The sequence below is a fragment of the Kitasatospora sp. NPDC085879 genome, assembly GCF_040686255.1.
Taxonomy (GTDB): Bacteria; Actinomycetota; Actinomycetes; order Streptomycetales; family Streptomycetaceae; genus Kitasatospora.
The window spans coordinates 39,166-60,831 of sequence record NZ_JBFBJZ010000047.1 but is presented as its reverse complement, the minus strand read 5'-3'; the positions used below and the strand labels follow the sequence as shown (position 1 = coordinate 60,831).

At 72.0% G+C, this 21,666-nt stretch carries 15 protein-coding genes and 1 pseudogene; 9 read left to right on the top strand and 7 right to left on the bottom strand.

Annotated features, from left to right (window positions below):
- The first annotated feature begins 212 nt into the window (after positions 1–212).
- The gene (locus AB0P35_RS29455) at positions 213–2,693 is read left to right on the top strand and encodes a helix-turn-helix domain-containing protein (RefSeq protein WP_363516665.1); all 2,481 of its coding nucleotides are present in this window, start codon (positions 213–215) and stop codon (positions 2,691–2,693) included.
- A 525-nt stretch (positions 2,694–3,218) separates the two neighbouring features.
- Here AB0P35_RS29455 and AB0P35_RS29450 read toward each other — a convergent pair.
- The 3 genes and pseudogenes from AB0P35_RS29450 to AB0P35_RS29440 form a co-directional block, all read right to left on the bottom strand.
- Positions 3,219–4,721, bottom strand: a complete 1,503-nt coding sequence (locus AB0P35_RS29450; RefSeq protein ID WP_363516662.1) for a hypothetical protein — start codon at positions 4,719–4,721, stop codon at positions 3,219–3,221.
- A gap of 702 nt (positions 4,722–5,423) precedes the next feature.
- Positions 5,424–6,680 carry an RNA-guided endonuclease TnpB family protein gene (locus AB0P35_RS29445; protein ID WP_363516660.1) on the bottom strand — a complete coding sequence of 419 codons (1,257 nt, stop codon included), beginning with the start codon at positions 6,678–6,680 and terminating at the stop codon, positions 5,424–5,426.
- A gap of 159 nt (positions 6,681–6,839) precedes the next feature.
- A pseudogene (locus AB0P35_RS29440) lies at positions 6,840–7,372 on the bottom strand (hypothetical protein); the annotation flags it as partial.
- Between AB0P35_RS29440 and AB0P35_RS29435 the strand changes: the two are divergent.
- On the top strand, positions 7,366–7,881 hold the full coding sequence (locus AB0P35_RS29435) for a LysR substrate-binding domain-containing protein (protein ID WP_363516671.1): 516 nt from the start codon (positions 7,366–7,368) through the stop codon (positions 7,879–7,881). The pseudogene AB0P35_RS29440 and the gene AB0P35_RS29435 overlap by 7 nt on opposite strands.
- A 504-nt stretch (positions 7,882–8,385) precedes the next feature.
- Here AB0P35_RS29435 and AB0P35_RS29430 read toward each other — a convergent pair.
- Positions 8,386–8,613 (bottom strand): hypothetical protein, encoded by a 228-nt coding sequence (locus AB0P35_RS29430; protein WP_095877842.1) that lies wholly within the window; start codon positions 8,611–8,613, stop codon positions 8,386–8,388.
- A gap of 523 nt (positions 8,614–9,136) precedes the next feature.
- On the opposite strand from AB0P35_RS29430, the gene AB0P35_RS29425 reads away from it, so the two are divergent.
- The 4 genes from AB0P35_RS29425 (at position 9,137) to AB0P35_RS29410 (ending at position 12,717) form a co-directional block, all read left to right on the top strand.
- Positions 9,137–9,340, top strand: coding sequence for a cold-shock protein (locus AB0P35_RS29425; RefSeq protein WP_045694210.1), 204 nt, complete (start codon positions 9,137–9,139; stop codon positions 9,338–9,340).
- 355 nt (positions 9,341–9,695) lie between these two features.
- A complete protein-coding gene (locus AB0P35_RS29420; protein WP_363516656.1) occupies positions 9,696–11,228 on the top strand; it encodes a DEAD/DEAH box helicase in 1,533 nt (510 codons plus the stop codon).
- A 180-nt stretch (positions 11,229–11,408) separates the two neighbouring features.
- A complete protein-coding gene (locus AB0P35_RS29415; protein WP_363516653.1) occupies positions 11,409–11,789 on the top strand; it encodes a CBS domain-containing protein in 381 nt (126 codons plus the stop codon).
- A gap of 487 nt (positions 11,790–12,276) precedes the next feature.
- Positions 12,277–12,717 (top strand): VOC family protein, encoded by a 441-nt coding sequence (locus tag AB0P35_RS29410; protein WP_363516650.1) that lies wholly within the window; start codon positions 12,277–12,279, stop codon positions 12,715–12,717.
- Positions 12,718–13,164: 447 nt separating this feature from the next.
- Here the strand turns inward: AB0P35_RS29410 and AB0P35_RS29405 are convergent, their stop codons facing one another.
- Together AB0P35_RS29405 and AB0P35_RS29400 are read right to left on the bottom strand one after the other, a co-directional pair.
- The gene (locus tag AB0P35_RS29405) at positions 13,165–13,701 is read right to left on the bottom strand and encodes a GNAT family N-acetyltransferase (RefSeq protein WP_363516647.1); all 537 of its coding nucleotides are present in this window, start codon (positions 13,699–13,701) and stop codon (positions 13,165–13,167) included.
- A 763-nt stretch (positions 13,702–14,464) separates the two neighbouring features.
- Positions 14,465–15,412 carry a zinc-binding alcohol dehydrogenase family protein gene (locus AB0P35_RS29400; RefSeq protein ID WP_363516644.1) on the bottom strand — a complete coding sequence of 316 codons (948 nt, stop codon included), beginning with the start codon at positions 15,410–15,412 and terminating at the stop codon, positions 14,465–14,467.
- Positions 15,413–15,502: 90 nt separating this feature from the next.
- Between AB0P35_RS29400 and AB0P35_RS29395 the strand changes: the two genes are divergently transcribed.
- Positions 15,503–15,958 (top strand): MarR family transcriptional regulator, encoded by a 456-nt coding sequence (locus tag AB0P35_RS29395; RefSeq protein WP_363516641.1) that lies wholly within the window; start codon positions 15,503–15,505, stop codon positions 15,956–15,958.
- 1,848 nt (positions 15,959–17,806) lie between these two features.
- Positions 17,807–18,841, top strand: coding sequence for a transglycosylase SLT domain-containing protein (locus tag AB0P35_RS29390; RefSeq protein WP_363516638.1), 1,035 nt, complete (start codon positions 17,807–17,809; stop codon positions 18,839–18,841).
- A 191-nt stretch (positions 18,842–19,032) separates the two neighbouring features.
- On the opposite strand, the gene AB0P35_RS29385 is transcribed toward AB0P35_RS29390, so the two are convergent.
- Positions 19,033–20,058 carry a hypothetical protein gene (locus AB0P35_RS29385; protein ID WP_363516635.1) on the bottom strand — a complete coding sequence of 342 codons (1,026 nt, stop codon included), beginning with the start codon at positions 20,056–20,058 and terminating at the stop codon, positions 19,033–19,035.
- Positions 20,059–20,383: 325 nt separating this feature from the next.
- Between AB0P35_RS29385 and AB0P35_RS29380 the strand changes: the two genes are divergently transcribed.
- On the top strand, positions 20,384–21,598 hold the full coding sequence (locus tag AB0P35_RS29380; RefSeq protein WP_363516632.1) for a glycosyltransferase: 1,215 nt from the start codon (positions 20,384–20,386) through the stop codon (positions 21,596–21,598).
- Positions 21,599–21,666 lie beyond the last annotated feature (68 nt).

Sequence of the window (21,666 nt, the reverse complement as noted above, 5' to 3'; positions counted from 1 at the left end):
GGGCGGCCCCCCGAGTCCGTCCGACCGACCGCGGGCGCCTCCGCCGCCGGGAGTCCTGCGGAGTGCGCCGCCCACTGCCGGCGAGCCGACCGGGCACCACCGATCGTGGAGTCTGTGCTGATCAGGTGACAGGCCAGGGCACCGGCCATATATGACCGGCCGTCACGGTAGGCTCGCCGGCGACCGCGCTCGGTGGTCGAGGGGGTGGTGACATGACAGATCAGCTCGGCACGCTGCTGCGCAGTCTGCGGACTCGGTCGGGGTTGACGCAGGAACAGGTGGCGGAGAAGTCCGGCGTCAGTGTTCGCACCATCCGCAGACTGGAGACCGGCAAGTCCAGCGATACCCGCCTGGGGACGCTGAACCTGTTGGCGGATGCCCTGGAGGTCGGCCACGAGGACCGCCAGAGGCTGGCGGCCACCCTGGCCAAGGCGCAGACCGTGCCGGCCCCCGCGACGCCCGAGCCGGCCCCCGTCACACCTTTACCGGCCCCTGTCACGCCCGAGCCGGCCCCTGTCATGCCCGAGCGCGTCGCCGCTGCGCCCGGCCCGGTCGGTGGAGCGCCCGTACCTCTGCCCGGACCGGCTCGGCCTGCGTCGCCGATGCGCGACGCCCTCGCCGCTGCCGCCGACGAGCTGGCGAAGGAGGTCAGGCGTCGTTGGCAGCGCGAGGAGGAGCAGCGCCGGGTTCACGATCCGTTTCCGCTGCCGGTGCGCTGGCGCGAGGCGCCCTCGCTCCTGACGGACCATTCGGAGAACATTCAGCGCCTCCCGCCCGGAGCGACCTCCCCCCGTGTGGACCTGAGCGGTGATCTGCGGAGTGTGACCGAGGTCTACCGACGGATATCGTCCGGGCGGCTGGTGATTCTCGGCCGGGCCGGCTCGGGCAAGTCGATCCTGACGATCCGGTTCGTCCTGGACTTCCTGGAGTCCCCGGCGCTTGACGACCGGGTGCCGGTGATCTTCAGTCTCGGATCCTGGGACCCGACGACCACCACGTTGCGGGACTGGATGATCGACCTGCTGTTGCGTGATCATCCGCATCTGACCCGCCGGGCCCCCAGCGGATCGACGCTGGCCGCCGCTCTGGTCGACGCCGACCTCATCCTGCCCGTCCTGGACGGGTTCGACGAGATCGCGGAAGGCCTTCGGCGGGAGGCACTGGAGGCGCTCAACACCAGCTCGCTGCCGCTCGTCATGACCAGCCGACACGGCGAGTTCGCCGAGGCGGTCAACACGGCCCGGGCGCCACTGGTCTGGGCCGCCGGTATCGAGCTCACCGACCTCACCCTCGACGACCTCGCGGCCTACCTGCCCCGGACCGCTCGGCCGGTCACCCGCGGCGACGGCGGGACCGGGGCGGTGTGGGATCCCGTCCTGAAGGAACTGCGGGCTCAGCAGACTCGGGGAAGCGTGAACCTCGCCCGGGTTCTCGGGACCCCGCTGATGGTCATCCTGGCGCGGACGATGTACAGCGAGACGCCCGACCGGGATCCGGCGGAGCTCCTGGACACCGGGCGGTTCCCCGCCGAGAACACCCTTGAGGAACACCTGCTGGCCGGCTTCGTACCGACGGTCTACCAGCGCCGCGTTCCCGAGCGGACCGCCGGAAGCCACCGGCGCCGGGAGCGGAACTGGGACCCGGAGCGCGCCGAGCTCTGGCTCGGCTACCTCGCCCACCACCTGGCTCGGCTCGACCGCGACCAGCAGGACCTCGCATGGTGGCAGATCGGCGACTCACTGCGGCGCTCGACCCGCGTCATGGCCGTCGTGGTGACGACCGCACTGTGCGTCGCCGTGTCCGAGTGGCTGGTCGCCCTTGCCGTCGCCCAGTTCGGGCTCGGTGAGGCGATCCTGCAGGGGGCGCTGATGGGGCTGGCCGCCAGCCTCGCCTTCGGATCCGTGTACGGGGCCATGGCCGCGTCCGGCGGCGGGGTCTTCGAGCCGACCCACGTGCGGCTACGGCTGCCCGGCACCCACACCGGTATCGGCCGCAGACCGATCCGCGCCTTCAGCGCCCGGTTCGGAGCCGTCCTGGTGGGCGGATTCGTGATGGGGGTCGGGTGTGCGAGTGCCCTCGCCCTCGAGCGCAGGCTGTACTACGGGGTTCCGCTGACGAACAGCGCGGTCATCGAGGGCACGCTCATCAACATGCTGGTCTTCGGGCTGATCTTCGGATCGGGCGCCGGGCTGGTCTTCGGGATCCTCGCCTCACTCGAAGCCCCCTTGGACGTCGCCTCGGCGGCCACTCCGGTCACGGTGCTGTCCTCGAACCGCGCGGAGGTGCGCCGGCAGGTCCTCGTCCTGGTGCCGATGCTCACCCTCGCGATCGCCCTCGGCGGCGACCTGATCGTCGACGGGCTCCGAGGGCCTCTCGGCCCGATGAACTGGCAGCTGTCGGACGGGATCTTCATCGGAGCCATCGCCGGGCTCGGCGGCACGCTCTCGTACGCGCTCTCCTTCACCGCCTGGGGTCAGTGGGTGGTCCTGTCCCGGATCTGGCTGCCCCTGACCGGCAGGCTCCCCTGGAACACCGTCGCCTTCCTGAACGACGCGTACCACCGGGGAGTACTGCGTCAGACCGGCGCGGTCTACCAGTTCCGCCACGTCCGGCTCCAGCACCACCTTGGTCGCTCGTTCCGCCGACAGCAGGCGAACTACGCACCGGCCCGGCTGGAGCGACGCAGGACGTAGCCCTCACGGGCCCGGGACGGCCGACGGGTCAGATCGTGGCCCGGACGCGCCCCCTCGGATCGGCGCACCTGCCGTCACGGGTGTGCGGCTCGGTCCTCCGGCATGCGCCGGGAACCGATGCGGCAGAGCGATCGGTCCGATCCCACCGCCGGTTTGACGGACGGCCACGCCGACGCGGTCCTCCTGCGACTGCCGCCGGGTGGGCCTTGCCCGGGCCAGCCGCAGGAGACCCACCGCGGCCGTCCACGATTTCGTCCACGCTTCCCTCGCTCCGCGAGGACGGCACGGACGTGATGGCTGAAACCGCAGCTCTGTCACCGATCGGTGGCCGCTCTGAAAGGGGCTCAATGAACCATGTCAGAGCGACCACCGATCGGTGACGGCCGGGCGGTCGTGGACCGAGGCAGAACGGACAGGACCCCCAGGCAGTCGAGTGAGGTATCTGACGTCTCAACTCTTCTGCCGGGGAGCCCTGGTGATCACCGCGACGACCTCAAGGTAGCTGCGCGATCACCCGACACTTCCTCAGGCGTCCTGGTCGCCGGCGGCACGTGACGGCGGCGGTGCGGCGAAGAGTTTGGCAGGGTCCTCGGCGGGGTCGTCCTGGCGGGGGCGGGGGGCACCGTTCGGCGGCGCCGAAGCCGCGTCTCGTACCGGCCCGGCGGCTCCCTGGCCACCTGCACCAACCGGACCACCCTGGTGCGGGCCCCCGCCCGTCTGGCCGTACGGGGCCGGGCCGGGCACTCCGGGTGTCTGCAGCGCCGGCCCGCGGTCGAGGGAGCCGGGTTCGGTTCCCCGGTGGCCGGCGCCGAATCCGGGGTCGCTCCTCGGCGGAACCTGGCCGGCGCCGTGGTGAGGGGCGGCGGGGTGCGGGCCGCTCGCCACGCCCCGCGGTTGTTGCGGCGGGACACCGGCGCGGCCCGTGTCCGCCGCGGGCCTGTCCGCGACGGGCCTGTCCGGTGCGGGCCGGTCTGACCCGAACGGGCCCGGGGCCCGGCCCGTGCCTGTTCCGCCGCCGACGAGGATTCCGGCCGCGCCGCCGTGGTGGGGCCCGGGGTGCGCCCCGTCGGTGGCGGCGGGGCCCGCGTGGTGCGGGCCGCCCGCGGCCGTGTCGCCTGCCCCGCCCGCGAGTTGGAGCGGGCGGGGAGAGGACGGGGACTCCTTTCCGGACAGGATGCCGTGCATCTGCCGGGTGTGTGAGTCCTCGTGCTCGGTGAGGTTCTGGGCCACCTGGTCCATCCGGTCGGCGGTGCCTCGGAACGAGCCGAGCAGCCGCTTGAGCACCTCCACGCCGATGCTGGTGGCGATCTGCTCGGCGGCCGCGATCACCAGCCTGCCGAACGCGTCACCGGGAATGCCCACATCCAGGTTCTCGACGACCTGCCGGAACGAACTGCCGTGGGAGTCGATGTCGTCGGCGTGGCTCCGCAGTTCGAGCGCGCAGGAGGCCAACTGGGCCAGGTCCACCCCGAATCCGGCCCCCGGACCGCCCGCCGACCCCGACCCGCCGCCGGGCACCAGCTGCTTGACCACGGTCTCCACCAGGTCGGCCACCGGCTGGGCCAGCGCCTGCCCGAGCGCGGACACCGCCTCCTCCAGGACGGTGGAGAGGATCTGCCGGCCGGCCGCGACGACGGCCGCGGAACCCCCCGGCCCGATCAGCGAGGAGGCCGCCAGTTCACCCTGGGTGGCCACCAACTGGACCACGGTCGCACCCTTGCAGCCCTCGATCACCAGGGCCGCCGCGTTGAGCGCGTTCGCGGCGACACCGCAGGCCTCCACCACCAGGCCGGAGTACTTCGAAACGGCTTCCCACAGCTCGGCCAGCTTGTCGGCCGAAGCACCGTGGTAGACCTCTCCCAGCGCGGTGAGGGCCTTGTCCGCGGTGATCTGAACCGAGTCGATCGCCGAGGCGAGTCGTCTGAGCCCGTCCGCGAGCCTGACCAGTTCGTCCTCGTTCACCTGGGGCCAGTCCAGCCCGAGGAGACCGAGTACCGCAGCGAGTTCCGGCGGCAACTCCAGTGCCATGTTTCCCCCAACATCTGTCGTACGGCTGCGAACGCGGACGGAACGGACGTCCGTGCGCCGGCCGGCGCCGGCGTTTCGGCCAGCCAGTGCTGATGCTGCTGTTCGCGCTGTTCCGGGAACAGGCCAAGGCACCGGTCACGCATGGCCGCTTCGCCGGACATGCTCGCCGCAGCCCGCGTCCGCGGGCGTGAGGACGCATCGAGGTGGCGGAGTGGGATCCCTCGGGCTCCCCGCCGTCGCGGTCGTCCTCGGCGCGCTGATCCTGAGCCGGCCCTGCCGCTCGACAGCGGTGAGTCGGTGGAAGACGGCAGCCTGGCTGAGCCGTGATCCATCCCATGGAGAAGGTCGTGGATCTCGACGAGGCAGCTGCAGAGGTGGCTGCGCGGACGCCTGCTTGGCAGACCGCTGGTCTCGTGGTGGGCGAGGAGACGTGGCGTAATGTAGCGGCGCCATGGCCACATAGCCTTGAGACGGACAGGTCACAGGTGAGCGATCCCGACTCGGTGGGTGTTCTTCTCTCCGGCCCCGCGGAGACCCTGCTGTCCGTGGTGCTCTACCGAGGTGGCTGGGCCGACGTCGACCATCTCGCCGACGTGGATGACGCTGGGACGCTTCCGGGTTCGGAGATCGACTCGGCGGCGGCGTTCGGCACCCGGCTCGACGAATGGGTGGTCCGCGTGTTCGTTGACATCCTTCCCGCCCTCAAGGAGCGGGGATTCCGGCCGCGCCTGCGGCGTGGGGCTTGCGCCCCGTTCCGCTCGCGTTCCGGTGGGTTCCTCGTTCGACGGGCCGTGCCCGGCGTGGGATCGCCACACCGGGACTTGCCGGCCCTCCAGGGGCGTTTAGCCTGTCCGCCTGCCCGGCGGCCAGGATGTTGCGAGCAGCGTTGAGGTCACGGTCGTGCAGCACGCCGCACGCCGTACAGGACCACTCCCGCATGTGCAGGGGCTTGGGGCCGTCGCGGTGTCCGCACTGCGAGCAGAGCTGGGAGGACGGGAACGCGCGGTGCACGACGTGGACGGTGCGCCCGTACCGGGCTGCCTTCTCTTCGAGCAGTCGCCGGAAGGTTGCCCATCCGGCGTCGTGGACGGACTTGGCCAGAGGGCCGCGGGCGAGGCCGCGCACGTTCAGATCTTCCAGGTAGACGGCTTGATTCTCGCCGATCAGCCGGGTGGTCTGCTTGTGCATCCAGTCCATGCGGGCGTCGGCCACCTCGGCGTGCGCCCTGGCGACCTTCCTGCGGGCCTTCGCCCGGTTCTCCGAGCCCTTGGCCTTGCGGGACAGCCGCCGCTGCGCGGCCTTGAGCTTCTTCTCCGCCTTGCGCAGAAAGCGCGGGTTGTCGATCACCTCGCCAGTGGACAGGACGGCGTACGTGGTCAGCCCGAGGTCGATCCCGATCTCGGCGGCAGCCTCGGGCAGGTGCTCGGGTTCCACGTCCACAACGAAGGAGGCGTGGAAACGCCCCGCCGCATCGAGGACGACCGTCACGGACGACGGTTCGGCGGGGAGGGCGCGGGACCAGTTCACCCGCACGTCGCCGATCTTCGCCAGGTTCAGCTTGCCGTTGCCCCGGATGCGGAATCCGTTGCGGGTGAACCGCAGGCTCTGCCGGCTGTCCTTGCGGGACTTGAACCGGGGCAGCCCGACCGGCCGTCCGGCGCGCTTGCCCGACACGGAGTCGAAGAAGTTCCGGTACGCGACATCCAGGTCCCGCAGGGACTGGATCAACGGGTCCACCCCGACCGATGCCAGCCACGCCCGCTCGGCGGTCTTCTTCGCCGCCGTGATCACCAGTTTCTGGAGATCGGTGCTCTTGGGGTACGGCAGGCCGCCCTTCCGGGCGTCCTTCCGCGCGGCAAGAGCGTCGTTGTACACCACCCGTGCACACCCGAACGTCCGTTCCAGCGACGCACGCTGACCAGCTGTCGGATAGATCCGAAAGGAGTAGCGGAGATGCACGGGAGCAACCTACCGAAGGCCACCGACAACGGCTCACGCCAGAACACCCGAAGATCACTCCGCCGCTTCGCGGCTCCGGGCCAAGGAGCCATTCCTCCCCGGCCTGAAGGCCGGGGCATCCTGGGAGAACAAAGGTGAGCGGGTTGTGTGACGCGAGCCTTACCGGAGGTCCGTCAGCCAGTTGTGCCCCGGATGCACCTGTGCAAGGAACGCGGCCAGAGCCTGCCGCTGGGCGTCGTCCATCAGTGGAAGTGCGCTGGCGAAGTCCCACTGGTCCTTGGGGCGGGCCGCCTTGGCCTTGAACAGGAGTACCAGCTCGGCGCGAGGTAGGGGATTCCGTGCGGTGTGGAGCGGATGACCGCGGTGTACGGCAGGCGGATCGACGGATCTCTCCGGCAGATCCAGGTCGGTCCGTCGTGCGGCTCACGGAACACGTCCACCAGGTAGTTCCCCGTCGCAGGGTCACGCAGCCAGGTCTGGTGGGTCAGGTCCGCAACCTCCGGCGTGAGATCCCAGATGCGGCCTGCTACCACAACGTCGAAGGCATGATCAGGGAACCGGGCACGGACTTCGGGGAACCGTGCGGCAGGGACGGCGATCTCGAGGTCACCGTGCTCGCGGGTCTGCTCGCCCTTGAAGAGGTCGATGGCCCAGCCCCCGGCCACGTACCAGGGGGCCGAAAGTCCTGCCAAGATCGGGCGACCTCGATGTCCTCATCGCCTACCGGTACCTGCCCGAGGACCCTCCGGGCGTTTCGGACGAGTGGGCCACCACCTCCCTGGGGTACGAGCCGCTGGTCCTCGTCACCGGCAGGCGGCCGGGCCGTCGCCCGCCGGAACTGGCGGAATGCCTGGGGATGGAATGGACCTCCGGTCATGCCCACAGTCCCGACCGCCGTCTGCTGCACCGCTGGGCCGCGGATCTCGGGATCTCCCCCGACGTGACGCTGGAGACCGAGGACCTGCACAGCATGCTGGCCATGATCGGAGCCGGCTTGGCGGTGGGGCTGATCCCGGCCTCGCTCATCGGCGAGGGGGGCGACCGGTCCGGCGTCGAACCGGTCGCTCTTCCGCCCGGCGTCGCGCCGCTCAACCGCGAGGTCCTGGCCGTGAGCAGACCCGGCGCCCGCCTCCCGATCATCGAGGAGTTGGTCACGCTTCTGGCCGAGGCTCTCGAACGCGTCAGGTCGTCGTACCGGTGAAGAACCCGGGGCGGGCACGCCCCCGCCGGCCACACACGACCGCCCTCCGGCCGACTCTCCACGGACGCTGCCCGAACCGCCGGCGGCAGTAGGACCATGGAATGGCCCGCCACGCTCGACTCCGGCCCGGGACATCCCCCGAACGAGGCCGCGCAGTGCGCTTCCGTCTCCGGGTCGACCACCGGCACCAGGACCGGTTCGTTGTCTGGAGAGACCGGCCGGGAGGGGCGGATCGGGCAACGCGAACAGCGCGCCATGATTCATCTGCCCGTGTGCACCAAGGGCGCGCTCGTGCCCGGACTCGCTCCGCGCCGACCGTCGCCGCGCACCACGCCACCCGCCGGTGCGCAGCCTGGCGGGCGCCGCGGGGATTCACGTCATGGGTGAGCGCCCCCTGGAGGACGCCCCCTGCGCGATCCGCTGCATCCGGGATCGCAAGAGCTGCCCGCGAGCGGTGCAGCACGGGTTGGACGAGGGCCCGGCGCCGGCCAGCGGCGCCCTGGGTCAGAGCTTGAACATCCCGGGGAACGGCCGGGTGATGCGTTCCTGCCGCGACCCGAAGTCGACGAGGACCGCGATGTCGCCGTCGCCTTCGACTCCGATGACCCGGCCGAGGCCGTAGCTGTCGTGAGTGACGCGGTCACCTAGGGCGAACCGCTCGACTGGCGCCTCGATCTTGGCTTTGAACGGGCTGGTGGGCAGAGGCCGCCGGAGTGCTGGTGGTTTCGTCATTCCGTCCAGTATGCGCCAGAAACCACGGGCGCGGGGCCTTCAGGAGGTCTCGGATTCGCACGGGCCCGAATTCGCATGGCGCCGTCCACCGTCTCCACGCTGCCGACGGCGACCAGGCGCCGGGACGCCCGCGACCGTGGCAGCCGGGGCGGGAGCCCACGCGACACGCTGCCCCGGGCCTGTCCGCGTCACCCTGACGAGGGAGTCGCCGGCCCGGACAGCGCCTGCGGACATGCCTTCAACCAGCCTGGCCCCACGGCGTGTTGAGGTTCCTGGCAGCTCGTGGACGGCGGTCCCGGAGACGGCTTCCGAAAAACTGGGGGTGGAATATTCCGCCGCAGCGGTCCAGGGCCTGCTAGAGTCGAGTTAGTTGCAGTAGTGGTTCCCATGAACTTTGTGTGCGCCTGCTGATGTATCGCAGGCGCATTTTTTGTTCCCGGCTTGTCGCCGGGTGGGTGCTCATCGCGGTGACTCGAAGCCCGCGCTGTGCGAGCTTCGGACAGCCCCTTGAAGGAGAATTTTTATGGCTAATGGCACTGTGAAGTGGTTCAACTCGGAAAAGGGCTTCGGCTTCATCGAGCAGGAGGGTGGCGGTCCTGACGTGTTCGCCCACTACTCGAACATCAACGCCAACGGCTTCCGTGAGCTGCTCGAGGGCCAGAAGGTCGAGTTCGACGTCACGCAGGGTCAGAAGGGCCCGCAGGCCGAGAACATTCGCCCGCTGTAGTTTTTCTGCCACGGCACCCGCCTAGCAGCGAGGGGCCCGCACCGCGTACATGCCCGGTGCGGGCCCCTCGGCTTTGCTCCACGACGCTCCTGCCCCCTGGCTCCGCCACGGGCGGCCATACCCATGCGAGACGCACGGCGCCGCGCCCGGTTCGGCGCCCTGCCGTGACATCTCACGGTTCGAGGTTCTGCGCTCCCGCCCGGTCGGGCGAGCGCCAACCATGGGTGATGTGGCGCACGCTTCTGCCGTCCGCGCCCCGCTCTTCACATTTTTCCGGCCCGTTCCCATGCGGTCTCCGCCAGCGCCCCCGCTGCGGAGCCTTCCTCGTGACGCGCCGCCCGAGGAAGGTCTTCCCATGAATCGTTCCAGTCGCTCCTCGTACCAGAACGCCAACTCCCGTCCCGCCGGCGGATCCCGCTCCGGTGGCGGCTCCCGCTCCGGCGGCAGTTCCTTCTACGGCTCCCGGCCGGCCGACGGCCGGCGCTCCTCCGGTCGAAGCGGCCGTCAGGGCTCCTCGCCGCAGGGCGAGTTCGCGATGCCGGAGAGCACCACCCCGGCGCTGCCCGCCGTCTCGTCCTTCGACGAGCTGGACATGCCGAAGGCACTGCAGTCGGTGCTGACCCGTCAGGGCGTCACCTCCCCGTTCCCCATCCAGGCCGCGACACTGCCCAACTCGCTGGCCGGCCGCGACGTGCTGGGCCGCGGCCGCACGGGCTCGGGCAAGACCATCGCCTTCGGCCTCGCCCTGCTGGCCCGCACCGCCGGACGGAGGGCCGAACCGCGCCGGCCACTGGCGCTGGTGCTGGTCCCGACCCGCGAGCTCGCGCAGCAGGTCACCGAGGCACTCACCCCCTACGCCCACGCGGTGCGCCTGCGGATGGCGACCGTCGTCGGCGGCATGTCGATCGGGCGCCAGGCGCAGGCACTGAACCGAGGTGCGGAGGTCGTGGTGGCCACCCCCGGCCGACTCAAGGACCTGATCCAGCGCGGCGACTGCCGGCTGGACGACGTCGCCGTCACCGTCCTGGACGAGGCCGACCAGATGGCCGACATGGGCTTCCTGCCGCAGGTCACCGAGCTCCTCGAGCAGGTCGCCGAGGGCTGCCAGACGATGCTGTTCTCCGCAACCCTGGACCGCAACGTCGACCGCCTGGTGCGCCGCTTCCTCCAGGACCCGGTCACGCACTCGGTCGACCCGTCCGCCGCCACGGTCAGCACCATGGAGCATCACGTCCTGCACGTGCAGAACGGGGACAAGGACGCCACGATCGCGCACATCGCCTCCCGGGAGGGCGGCGTGATCATGTTCACCGACACCAAGCACGGCGCGGACCGCCTGGTGCTCGACCTGCTCTCGAAGGGGGTGAAGGCCGCAGCCCTGCACGGAGGCAAGTCCCAGCCCCAGCGCACCCGAACCCTGGAGCAGTTCCGCACCGGCGACGTCACCACGCTGATCGCCACCAACGTCGCCGCCCGCGGCATCCACGTCGACGGGCTCGACCTGGTCGTCAACCTCGACCCGCCGGCCGACCACAAGGACTACCTGCACCGCGGTGGGCGCACCGCCCGGGCCGGCGAGTCCGGAACCGTCGTCACCCTCGTCCTGCCCAATCAGCGTCGCGAGATGGCCCGCATGATGGCCACCGCCGGTATCACCCCCGAATCCACCCGGGTCCACTCCAGCGACGAGAAGCTGGCCCTCATCACCGGCGCCCGTGTGCCCACCGGCCTCCCCGTGGTGATCGCCGACCCCGTCGTCGAGCGTCCGCGCCGCAGCGCGTCCACGAGCCGCAACCGCCGCGGCCGTCCCAACCACGCCGGCCGCAACGCGCAGGCCACCGGCGGCTCCCGCAGCGCGGCACCCAGGCGCGTCGCCCGCCCCGCGTAGGACGGTGGGCGGGCCGGGCCCGCGTTGTTCACCGGTGGGTGACACCCGATTTCCACCACAGCCGGACGAGGAGCCCGGAGCCGGCGCCGCGGCCCCGTCCGGCGGGCGCCGTCGACCGTCCCGCCGCCAGTGCCCTGATCACCGCCGGCCCCGGCGGGACATACGCGAAGGAGCCCGTCCATGACCGTCATCCCCGAACACCCCGCGACCACCGCCACGGTCGGCGACCTCATGAAACGCCCGGACCTGCAGATCAGCGACGATGTCATGGTCGATACGGCGATGGACATCCTGCAGAGCTCCGGCGAGGACCACGTCCTGGTCCGCGACGAGAACGGCCGCTGCGCCGGCGTGCTGACCCGCCTGCACCTCGCGCCGTTCCAAGCCCGGTCCTGGTACACCGAGCGCACCGCGGTGCGCGACATCGTCCTCGACCGCGCCCCGTTCGCGACCGCCGACCTGCCCGCCACTGCGGCGGCCGCCACCATGCGCTCCCGCGGTCTGGACGCGTGGCCGGTGGTGGACCACGACGGCTACGTCATCGGCCTGCTCAGTTCCTAGGGCCGACCGCAGGCGCCGACACGCCGGCATCCGTGCCGCGGAAGGCGCCTGCTGTCGGCTGCGTCATCTCGCGGTGGTCCCTCGGGGTGCGCTCACTGTTGCGGGTGCGGTCCGGCCGGATCGGCATCAGCAGCCGGGCGGAGTCCAGCGTGTCCGCGACCTTGGCCGAGCCCCATCGGCGGTGATCAGCGCGCACAGGTCCGCCCAGCCGGTCCGGTCGCGGGCCGGCAGGGTGACGCGGGGTGCGGGCTCGTCGACGAGCCCCCCCCCCGGGGGGGCGCGGCCGCAACTCCCCCACCGCGGCACTGCGTCTCCACTGGACTGTGTCGTTGAACCGTTTTCGCCCGAATCGGCATGAATAGCGCGAGACCGGCACGGCACGAGGTTCACGAAGCGGATGTGTCGGAGGATGTCGAGAACGGGCTGGCGGCTCCGTCCCAGCGGCGGATGCGGCCGCCGTGGCCGCACCACACCAAGGAGATCCGGCATGGCGATCCAGCGGATGGACAACGTCCTCATCGTTGTGGACGACCTCGACGCTGCCGTTTCGTTCTTCGTCGAACTCGGCATGGAGTTGGAGGGCCAGATGCCAATCGCGGGACGTTGGGTGGAGCTTGTCATCGGGCTGGACGACGTCCGGCAGGACATCGCCATGCTGCGGACCCCGGACGGCCACGGACGAATCGAGCTGGCGAGGTTCCACACGCCGAAGGCGATCAGCGCCGAGCCGAAGAACGCCCCGACGAACACGCTGGGCATCCGCCGCATCATGTTCGCCGTCGACGACATCGAGGACGTCGTTGCCCGCCTGCGCACCCACGGCGCCGAACTCGTCGGCGAGCTGGCACAGTTCGAGGACAGCTATCGACTGTGCTACGTCCGCGGCCCCGAGGGCATCATCGTCGGACTGGCCGAGCAGCTCAACTGAAGACTGCCTGACGGACTGTGCCCCCGGAGAACCGTCCGGGCACGAAGCCGGGCGTCGGAGATCGGACGCGGACTGGCTGCTGGAGCAACTGCCTGCAGCGCCCGGCGCGAACGACGACCCGGACTGCCTGGTACTGCCGCCCGGAAAGCTGCGCGACGTACAGCGACGCAACCTGGAACTCCGGATCGGCTCAACCGGCCCGACCGGCGACGGACAGGAGGCGGGGGAGACCGGGTGTGTACGGCCCGGCCACCCCCGCGACTGCGCGGTGTACCGGGCCGGACACCCGGGGGGGGTGAGCATCCGGACCGGTGCGCGAGGCGCAGCCTGAACGCCCCCGCGGGGGGTCGGGGACGTCCACACATACAACGACTGGGCGGCACACCAGGACACCCGCCAGACGGCGCGGAGAATTCCGCCCCTCGCCGGACGCATCGAAAGGGGCGCTCACATGGGGAGCGAGCGCAACCGCACCGCTCCCGGCGGCCAGTGCGCGCCGTCGTGCAGCGGCGTCACCATGGTCCGCAGCGGCATGACGACGAGCCGGGATCCGGGCTGTTCCACGACGACGTCGGTGTCGAGCGGGTGCCAGCCCAGGCGCCGGTAGAGCGGTACGAGGGGTGGTCGGCAGAACAGCAGTGCGTGCCGCGGCCCCATCGTGCGGGCGTGCGAGACGGCGGCCGTCACGACCTGCCGGGCCAGGCCGCGGCCCCGTACGTCGGGGGCGACGGCGACCCCGCCGACACCCACCACCTCGGTCTCGGCCTCGCCGATGGTCACGGGCAGCCGTAACAGGCCGGTGTGCGCCACGAGCCGGTCGCCCTGCCGGATGCCGAAGTGCTCGTCCTTGGGCAGCCAGGTCAGGCCGGTGTGGGCGACGCCGAACGGATCGTCGCCACCGCCGAGGATCTCGCTCTGGTCGGCCTTGGTGTACTGGGAGAGCCGTACCACGGTCGGTGCGGCGGGGGTTCGGTTCGCGGGCATCCCCACATGATGATCTTCGCCGCGAGTGCGCGCAACGCTGAAGTGGCCACGAGTCGGCGGCGCGCCAGGACCTCCCGGGAGAGGCTGGCTGGGCCCTGCTGCCCGTGACGGCCCGGTTGGGGACGCCCCGGCCGGACACGAACCGGGCGCCCGGCACGGATGCGGCGGCGGGTGCGGTCAGGGCCGGCCCCAGGTCCTGCACGCCGGCTCGTGCCAGGTCGTCCGGACGACCATGCCGCCCTGGGAGATGTGCTCACTCGACCAGGTCCGGCAACACCCGCCGTCGGCGCCGTTTCCGGCCCGGGCGGGCGTGGCCTGCGGCTCGTGTGTGCGGGCCGAAGCAGCGGGCGCCGGGACGGCACGAGTGTCCGGACGGCGGCGATGGCGGCGGTTCCTGGCAGGAGTCGTCATGCCGCATGGTCTGCCCGCAAGAGTGCTCCGGCGAACCCCGCCGACACCTGAACGGAGTACTCACGGCCTGCGCCCAACCCGCCCTGCGGGCCGCCCAGGGTCCCGGACCGCAGATCGGCCGCCACGTCGTCGGCAGTCCGGGCGGCGGGGGCAAGGGGGGCTGATGTCGGGCCGGTGGGCGAGGTGGCGCACGGTGTCGGGCTCGGCGAGTGCGCGGTGGGGCCGGGCAGGCTCGTGCCTGGCGACCGGGGGGGTCGCGCGGTTCGCTGTGAGAGTCACGCCGCCGGATCGTGCGGATCGTGCCGTCTGGCGGCCTACGTGCCCTGCCCGGCCGCGATCGGGCGCCGGCTCGTCACTGGACCCGGACGATGCTCTTTCCGCGGGTAACGCCGCTCGCCAGGTTCGCGATCGCGGTCTCCACGTCGGCGAGTTGGTGTTCGGCGGTGATGTCGATGTGCACCGAGCCGTCGGCCACCAGTGCCAGTGCGCGGGCTGCGCTGGCGGCGAGCAGGGCCGGGTCGGTCCGGCTCAGGAGGTTGCTGTTGTAGGTCATCAGGGACTGCCCGTTCATCAGCAGGTCGTTCGCCGGGATGTCGACGGGTTCGAAGGTGGCGATGTTGCCGTAGACCGCGAGCCGGCCGTGCGGCGCCAGGTGTGCCAGGTTGGTGATCCGGGTCGCGCCTCCGACGGGGTCGAGGATCGCGTCGAAGGTCTCCCCGGCGAGGGCCTCGGGGAACTCCGCCCGGGTGAGGACCTGGTGGAAGCCGAACCGGCGTGCGTAGTCGGCCCGGTCGGTGGTGCCGGCCACGCCCACGATGCGCCGTGCTCCCGCCGCGGCGGCGAACTGGGCCGCCAGGGTGCCGACTGCGCCGGATGCCGCGTGGATCAGCACGCTGTCCCCGGGTCCGATCCCGGTGACGGTGTTGATCAGGTCGTAGGCGGTCGGGGTGGTCCAGCCGAACCCCGCCGCAGTGCGGAGGTCGACGCCCTGTGCGCGGACGGCCAGTGCGGCCGGCGCGAGCGCGACCTGCGCGTAGCCGCCTGCGCCGATCAGTGCGATGACTCGCTCGCCGATGCGGCTCTCGTCCACGCCGTCGCCGACCGCGACGATCCGGCCCGCGGCCTCGAAGCCGGGCACGAACGGCCGCGGGACGGGGAAGTGTCCGTCACGCACCAGCACGTCGCCCCACTGCACACCCGCATAGGCGACCCGGATGGCCACTTCGCCCGGCCCGGGAGTCGGCTCGGCGGTCTCGGCCAGGCGGAGCTGATCGTCGGTACCCAGAACAACAGCCTTCATCGAGTTTCAACCTTCTGTGGTGACTCAGTAACCTGACACTGACGAACATAGTGAGTCTCAGGCAATTGAGTCAAGTAAGGAAGTTGAGAGATGGATGAGGTGCCCGTCGAGGAACACCTGTGCGCCCGCCTCCGCCGCGCCGAGCAGGCGCTGATGGCCCATCACGAAGCGGTGTTGCGCACCTACGGACTGTCCATGACCCAGTACACGGTGCTCCTCGCCCTCTCCCGTGACGACGGCCAGTCCGGCGCCCAACTCGCCCGCGCCTGCGGCGTCTCCCAGCAGAGCACCGCAACCGTCCTGAACGGCATGCAGGCCAAGGAACTCATCGACCGCACAGCCTCCCCGGCCCACGCGAAGGTCATGATCGCCACCCTCACCGACACAGGCCGGGACCTGCTCGAGCGGGCCTATCAGGAGGTGATCGTGCTCGAACGCGCCCTGACCGACCGCTTCAGCGCCGACGAACACCGCCGGTTCTGCGAATTCCTCGACCGCGCCACCGCCACCCTCGTCGAACAGACACCCACAACTCGAACACGCTGACGACACCCACCGGGCGGAGGAGGCCACCACGCCCACGACCGCAAGGTCGCCCCGAAGCGGCCGGGGGCGGCCCCGTGGGAGTGCCGGGCGGTGCGCGGCCGGCGGCGAACCGGGCCGCGTTCGCGCCGTCCCGCGACGGCTCCCTCGCCACGGTGGATCACGTCGACCCGGGCGCCTCCGTGGGGCCGCAAAGCGGTGAGCGGGGGGTCCGGCGGAGGCGCCGCCGTCGCGGTCGCGGCGACGGGGGCACGGGTCAAGAAGGCCACAGGCCCGCCGGGCCGAGTAGAGGTAGGAACGGCGCGGGCAGCCGGTGGCCCTGCGGCATGGCCATGTCGGTCCCGCGCGGGGCCGGGAACGGTTCGCTCCCCGCCTCCCTCGGCCTCGACACCGACAAAGTCCCGAGCCAGCGGCCCGGTGTCGGGTCGGCTCCGGACGGGCGCGTAGCGGTGCGGGGCCGGCCACTGCGCAGGCACCGGCCACGGCCCTGTGCGGGTTCTCGGCACGCCGGAGCCGGGTACGCCCTCGACGAGTACGGCGCCGCACTCGGCACAGGCCGGGGGCCACGGGCAGCGCCCCGAATAGCTGCGCGTCCATTCCATCGACGGCCTTGAATGCTCGCACGTCGAAACTCTGGTCCATCACCGGACGGAGCAGTTGGTGCACCCTAGAGCACTCGGGCCGCGCCCCGGGCTGCCCAAGCATGCGCAGCCGACCGTGTCGGTCACCGGTGCGGGTGGACACGGAATGCACACGACCGACCCAGGTTCGCACGCGCACCGGGGCTGCACCTTCGAGGGCGTGTCGGAGCGCGGGACGGCCCCGCCGATTGCCCGATCCGGCGATCGGATGGACCGGGCCCCTGTCCACCGCTGACGCCCTGCTCGGCCGCCCGCGCCGACACGCGGGCGCGAGGGCGCTCGGAGAACCGGGTTGTGCGGGCTCGGCCGGGAGCGGCCGCCTCTGCGGCGAGAGGCCCCACCCGGGCCGGCCAGGGGTGTGGCGCGGCGCTCGCCGGCCGGGCGCGGGGTGGGGCGGGATGGAAAGCGTCCGAGATCGCGGCGGTCCGCCGGACAGCCCGCCCGCGGCCCCCGTCCCCGCCTGGCTGCCGGTGCGGATCTTCGCCCCGATCATCGCGCGGCGCGCCTGGCCTGGCGTTCCGCAAACCGCCCAAATGTCCCAAATACCCCAAACGCCAAGGGCGACAGGCGCTTTTGTGACGTACACCGCCTTCACGGCTTTTTGCGGGAAAAGTGTGGACTCCGGAGCCGCCGGAGGGATAGAAAACCCCAACCCCATCGGTCAGTGCACCGACCAGTTGCCGCAGGGACCCGCGCGGCGCCGATCCGCGACCGCACCCGAGCACATCCGCCCCGGTGCGCCCTGCACGCCCACCACGCCGCCCCTCCTGCCGAGGTGACACCGTGACACCATTCGCCGATTCCCCGCGCGCCGAACGATCCCCCGCATCCGGACGATCCCGCCCTCCCCCGCGCCGCCACGCCCGCTCCCGCGTCCCTGTGCGGTGGCCGCCGCCGTTCGGGGGCAGGCCCCCGGCACGAATCCCCCGCACCCTGCGCTGACCCCCGCGCACCCGCTCCCCCGGCTAGCGCGGCCCACAGCGGCGCACACCCCCGGACAGCGCCCCACCCGGCCCGTCGCGCCCGCCGGGACAGTCCGTGCTGCCCGCACCGCCCCTCCCCCAGCCTTCCCGCGCAGCGCTCCCGCGCGTCCCGATCGCGCCGCTGTGCCGCTGTGCCGCTCGGCCGCTGTGCCGCTGTGCCGCTGTGCCGCTGCCGTGTGCCCGTCCCCCGCCCTTGCGACCTGTCGCCCCCGAATACCGGAGCCCCTATGCCCAAGCACGCCCGCCCGCGCCGAGTCCCCGCCGTTCTCCTGTCCGGCCGGTGGATCACCACTGCGGCCCTGGCCACCGCGGCCGTCGCCGTCACCACCGCCAACGCGGCCCCCGGCCATGGCAGCGGCCCCGGTCCCACCGCCGCGACCCGCAGCCAGACCCGGCCGCTCGAACCCACGGCATGGAGCACTCCCTCGCCCACCCATCACGCCGCCGCGGCGCACCACACGACCGGCGCGATCCCCTCGCAGCGCACCGCTTCCCCCGCGAAACGCACCGCCGTCCTGCCCGCACAGCGCGGCACCGCCCCGACGCACACGGCAGCCCCGCCGCCGCACACGGCACACCCGACCACCGCACCGGCGAAGGCGGCCCACCCCCGGACGGCCGTCCACCCCGGCACCGCGACGTCTCCCACGACCGCCCGGGCCACGACGACGCCGACCGCGGCCGCACCTACGACGACACCGACCGCCTCGGCCTCGTACGCCACCGCCGGCAGCCACACCACCACGCACTCCTGGGACGGAACCTCCCTCACCACCCACGCTTGGTCGGAGGAATCCGGCGGTACCACCCCGCAGACCCACGACTCGTCCCGGCCGACCCCCACCTCGTACGGGACCCGGACCGCCGGCGCCCAGCCCGCCGCACAGCCCGCCGCGACGCCGAGCCCCGCACCGACCACCACCACGAGCGCCACCCCGGCCACCGGCGACCTGGACACCTGGATCAACCAGGCACTGACCGTCATGGCCGAGAACCACGTCCCCGGCAGCTACGACGGCATCTACCGCAACATCATGCGTGAGTCCTCCGGCAACCCCAGGGCCATCAACCTCACCGACTCCAACGCCGCCGCCGGCCACCCCTCCAAGGGACTCCTCCAGGTCATCGACCCCACCTTCCAGGCCTACCACGTGCCCGGCACCTCCACGGACATCTACGACCCGGTCGCCAACATCACCGCCGCCTGCAACTACGCCGCGCACTTCTACGGCTCCATCGACAACGTCAACGGCCCCTACTGACCCCGACACCACACCAACCCACCGACACCGCACCCGCCCGGGCCTGCCAGGCCCGGGCGGGTGCGGCAGCCTGACGGAGCGTGAGTGGATCACGTGGCTCCCCGGCTGCACGCCATTGCCCGTCGGGGAGCTCCTCCGTTCACCGCTTACCGGTCGCCGCTTAGCGTTTACCGGTCACCGGGCCCGAGGTCTCACGCGAGGTGCTGGTCGAGGGCCATGCGCAGCAGGGACACGGCGTAGAGGGCGTCCTGGGACAGCCAGGGCTCTCGGTCGGCGGCGTCGACGACCAGGCGGCCAGCGATGTAGGACCCCCAGTGGTCACCGACTGCGGCGACCCATCCGACCGGACGTCCGTCGGCCCGGCGGACCAGCAGCACCCGCGGGTCGTGGTCCCAGCCGTCCACGAGGAGGGTGCCGTCCTCCGCGCTCCAGGTACCGGTCGGGGTGCCCAGGCCCCGGGCGAGTGGCGGCACCGAGGTGCGCTCGGCGGCGAGCGCCAGGCGCAGCGGGGTCTGGGCGGCCGCGCTGCCGGCAGGTGTGGTGTCCGGGGTCGGCGGCGGCGCCTCGGCGGGTGCGGGGCGATGGTGCAGCGGTCGCCGCTTCACCGGGCCCGGGATTTCGACGCGCGGGGAAACAGGACCGGGTTCGACGCGTGCGGTGACGGGCGGCTGCTCGGGGTTCGCTCCGACGCGCGCCGGTTCGCCGGTGGCGGCCTGTTCGTGCCGGGTGGCCTCGGCGGCGTGCGCGGCACGGCGCTCGAGGAGCCTGGCGTGACGCAGCGCGCGGGCGGTGTGCAGCAGGCGCCAGGTGGTGGACGTGACGCTGCGCTCGAGCAGGTCCAAGGCCTGGCCGCCGTCCTCGTCGGGCCCACCGTCGCGGGAGTTCTCCAGGTTTTCCAGGAAGTGGGCCGCGGCGCGCTGCAAACCGGCGGCAACGTCGAGCAGCTCCCGGGCGCCGTCGTCGGCGTCGTCGGGGATTGCGGCGCGTGAGGCGACGAGGGCGTCCGTGACGGCCTTGTGCTGGTCCTCGGCACGACGGCGCCGGTATGCCTTCGAGGAGCAGGAGCGGGAGCAGTAGACCGGTCGACGGCCGGGCCCGGAGGCCCGCACAGCGGTGCCGCACTCCGGGCAGGCCGGCCCCTGCGGCCTGGCCTCGATTCCACCCGCGTCGATTCCGCCGGTGGCCCTGACTGCCCGCGCGTCGAAACTCTGCTCCATGACCGGGGAGGGTAGCCGGTCCGCCCCGCGCCGACCCGGGCCGGGCGGACGATCCCCCCGCGCGGCCCGCTGCCGTACTGCCGTGCGTCATGGCGCGGGCTCCCGCGCACAACCGCTGACCGGGTACCACGAGGAAGCCGGCGCGTTCGGCGGGTTCGTCACCGCGTTGAGGTGACCGGCGGTCAAAGGAAACGGAGGGGAGGCGATTTCCCACTCCTCGCCACTTACAACGTATAGCGCACCGGGGGGCTTGTGGGAAGGCCCCGGTCGTGCTGCAGAATCTGCAGCTCAAGGCAAGAGCCTGCACAGATGGGGGATTCACGGAATGCGTGTGCTGTTGTCCACGTACGGGTCGCGCGGAGACGTCCAGCCTTTGGCGGGGCTCGCGGTGCGGTTGCACGAGCTCGGGGCGGAGGTCCGGGTGTGTGCGCCGCCGGACGAGGAGTTCGCACAGCGGCTGGCCGAGGTCGGTGTGCCGATGGTCCCGGTGAGCGAGTCGGTACGCGCCCTGGTGACAGGGGCGCCGCCGGTGGCGTCGGACTTTCCCCGGCGCGTGGCCGCGCTGGTCTCCGCGTACTACGACGCGATCGTGGCCGAGGCCGAGGCAGGCGCAGTGGTGGTGGCGACCGGACTGTTCCCGAGCGCGGCCGGCGCGCGGTCGGCGGCCGACAAGCTGGGTCTCGGGTACGTGTACCTGGCTCTCCAGCCGACCGTCCTGCCGTCACCGCACCGCCCGCCGTTCCAGTACCCGAGCCATCCGTACCCGCCGGAGGTGACCGACAACCGGGAGCTGTGGGACCTCAACATCCAGACCATGAACGCGTTGTTCGGCGGGGCGGTCAACACCCACCGGGCGTCGGTCGGCCTCCCGCCGGTGGACAACGTCCGCGACCACGTCCTCACCGACCGGCCGTGGCTGGCGACGGACCCCGTCCTGGACCCCTGGCAGTCGGCCGACCTCGACGTCGTGCAGACCGGCGCGTGGATCCTGCCGGACGAACGCGCGCTCCCGGCCGAGTTGGAGGCGTTCCTGAACGCCGGCGCTCCGCCCGTGTTCGTGGGTTTCGGCAGCATGCCACTGCGCGGAGCCGGAGACGTGGCCGGGGTGGCCGTCGAGGCCGTCCGCGCGCAGGGCCGGCGCGTCGTCATCGCACGCGGCTGGGCGGAGCTGTCCCCGACCGACGACAAGGACGACTGCTTCGCTGTCGGCGAGGTCAACCACCAGGCGCTGTTCGGCCGGGTGGCCGCCGTCGTCCACCACGGCGGCGCCGGCACCACGATGGCGGCCACCCGCGCCGGCACCCCCCAGGTGGTGGTGCCCCAGATCGTGGACCAGCCGTACTGGGCGCAGCGGGTGGCCGAGTTGGGTATCGGCGCGGCCCACGACGGCCCGGCTCCCACGGTCGAGTCGCTGTCGGCCGCGCTCAGGACGGCCCTGACCCCCGAGACCCGCGCACGGGCGAGGGCCGTGGCCGACACGATGAGCACCGACGGCGCGTCGGTGGCCGCGAAGCTGCTGCTCGACGTCGCCGGTCGGTAAGGGCCCTCGAAGCCCGCGGCCCACCGGGCGCCCCGCCGTCCCGTTGCCCACGGGCGTGTCTGACATCG